This is a genomic window from Nocardioides sp. CPCC 206348, from assembly GCF_048654705.1.
Taxonomy (GTDB): Bacteria; Actinomycetota; Actinomycetes; order Propionibacteriales; family Nocardioidaceae; genus Nocardioides.
Genome location: NZ_JBMCZA010000073.1, coordinates 829 through 3,024 on the forward strand (window position 1 = coordinate 829; position 2,196 = coordinate 3,024).

Here is a 2,196-nt window from a genome sequence, read left to right on the forward strand (position 1 = left end):
GTTCGGCCGATACTCCGACGAGCTCGTCCTGTTCTTCACCAACGCCGCAGAACGCATCAACGACATCTTCGACGACCCCGCAGGCCTCGGCGGTGACGTCAACACCATGACCGCCACCCAGCGCGTCGCCGCAAAGACCGCGCTCCTCGAGGCCCGACGCATCGCCGAACTCGCCGTGGACCTCGCCGACGCCGACCAGGAGCGTGCCGCGGTGACCGAGTGGAAGCGCCTATTCAACAACAGGATGCCCAACCCGTGACCAACCCGTTCCTTGCACACAACCACCCGCCGGCCGGCATCCCGGCGGTCCCCCTGCACGAGCGCCAGCTCAAGAAGACCGAGGTTGACCTTCAGCGCGCCGCAACAACCACACACAGGTACACCAACATCGTCGCCTCCATCCAGGAGGTCGGTGCCGGCGGCGTCGCCGCCATCGGCCTCACGTTCGCCATCCTCGACAAGGCTCAGAACCAGGTCGCGATCGGCGGCTTCCTCTGGTTCCTGTTCTCCGCCCTTGTCCTCGGCCACTTCGCCCAGAAGTTCGCCGAACAGGCAGCACGCATCCAAGAAACGTTCGACTGCCGCCTTTTCTACCTGCCGTGGAACGAGACCCTCGCACCGAGTGCCTGCGTCTCACATCCACAGGTCGTCGAACTCGCCAAGAAGGTCAAAGTCGGGTCGCCCGCCGACAAACGCATCACCGACGGCTGGTACGACCCGACCGACGGCCTGGAGTACCCCTACGACGTCCTCATCACCCAAGAACAAAATCTCGCCTGGGACCTCCGCCTCCGCAAACGCTTCCGCTACATCCTCGCCACCATCGCCGTCGCCTGGACCACCACCGGATTCATCGTGACCCTGGCCGGCACATCCATGGCCGAAACACTCCTTGTCGTGTTCGTACCCGCAGCCGCAGCATACGACCTCGGTCGCGAACGGTGGCGCGCCCAACGCCACGTCGAGAGCGAACGCACCCGACTCGCCGAACTCGTCGCCGACGCACTCGCCGAAGCGCAACCAGGCCCCATCACCCCGCGGAAACGCAGCGAACTCCAGACCCTCGCCCGCCAAGTCCAAGACGGCACCTACCGCACACGCGCCGAGTACGGCCGCGTCCCAGGCATCCTGTACCGCCACTACCGCACATCAGACGAAGACCAACTCGCCCAGGTCGCCGAAGTTCAACGGTCGCGACTGGCGCCTTAGTTGCAGGTTGGCTCCAACCCTTCCGCTACCACGCCGGGCCGCCACGCCCCTTGTCCAGCGGTCGAGCGAGCTGATCAGGTGGACGAGCACGAGATGACATGCGGTAGCGCTGAGACCCTGCGCGCACCCGCGTCATACCGCCGCGACTGACGCGCCGTCGAACAAACCGCCGCGCACCCGCACTCAACTGCAGGTACGCGGCGGTCGAACGAGCCCCGCTCGCTCAGCGTCGGTTGAGCACGTGCACCGTACGCACCGTCTCCGACCTGTTCCCGGCATGATCGATGGCGCGGAGCCGGACGGCGATCCGCCCCTTGGTCAGGCCCGCGACCCGCGACGTCCAGACGCCGTTGGTGACAGAGACGGTTCGCGCGGTCGCGGCATTCCAGGCGCGGGCAGCGGTGCTCCTCTTGACCCAGCGACCGGTGTCGGCCCGGTAGCCGTACCAGGCGGTGCCGCGCTTCTCGATGACGCGGACGCGCACGTTCTTCACGCCGACACCGGAGTCGGTGGCCTTGCCGGTCAGGGTGCGCCAGGAGCCGACCCGGTAGGCCGCTGCGCCCGTGGGGACCCGGATGGTCGCGATCGGTCGAACCGTGTCGGCCTGCACACCAAGGGTGAGCGCAAGGGAATCGGTGAACGGCACGTCCTGCGCGTCGCGCACCTCGAAGGTGACCGGGTTGCCCGAGCCGACACCCGTCGGCGTACCGGAGATTGCGCCGGCCAGCGAGAGCGTCACGCCGGGCGGAAGGCTGCCGGCCGTGAGGTGCCAGGTGTACGGGCCGAGACCGTCCTCGGCGGTCAGCTGTGCCGAGTACGGCGCACCGGCCTTGGCACCCGGGAGTGAGGTGGTCGTGATGTGGAGCGGCTTGTGGGCCACCGCGTACGTCGTACCGAACTCGGCCGGGGCCAGGACTGCGTCACCGGAGTAGCTCGCGACCACGTCGTGGCTGCCGATCGCGAAGGCGGCCGTCTCGCAGGTCGCCT

3 protein-coding genes are annotated in these 2,196 nt (G+C 67.7%); 2 read left to right on the plus strand and 1 reads right to left on the minus strand.

The window, feature by feature from the left end:
- Both ACOADB_RS03420 and ACOADB_RS03425 read left to right on the plus strand, forming a co-directional pair.
- Window positions 1-259 (plus strand): hypothetical protein (locus ACOADB_RS03420; protein ID WP_378596531.1); only part of this gene is annotated, 259 nt, incomplete at its 5' end.
- Window positions 256-1,209 (plus strand): S-4TM family putative pore-forming effector, encoded by a 954-nt coding sequence (locus ACOADB_RS03425; RefSeq protein ID WP_378596532.1) that lies wholly within the window; start codon window positions 256-258, stop codon window positions 1,207-1,209. The genes ACOADB_RS03420 and ACOADB_RS03425, both read left to right, overlap by 4 nt.
- Before the next feature lie 223 nt (window positions 1,210-1,432).
- Here the strand turns inward: ACOADB_RS03425 and ACOADB_RS03430 are convergent.
- Window positions 1,433-2,196 (minus strand): Ig domain-containing protein (locus tag ACOADB_RS03430; protein ID WP_378596533.1); only part of this gene is annotated, 764 nt, incomplete at its 5' end.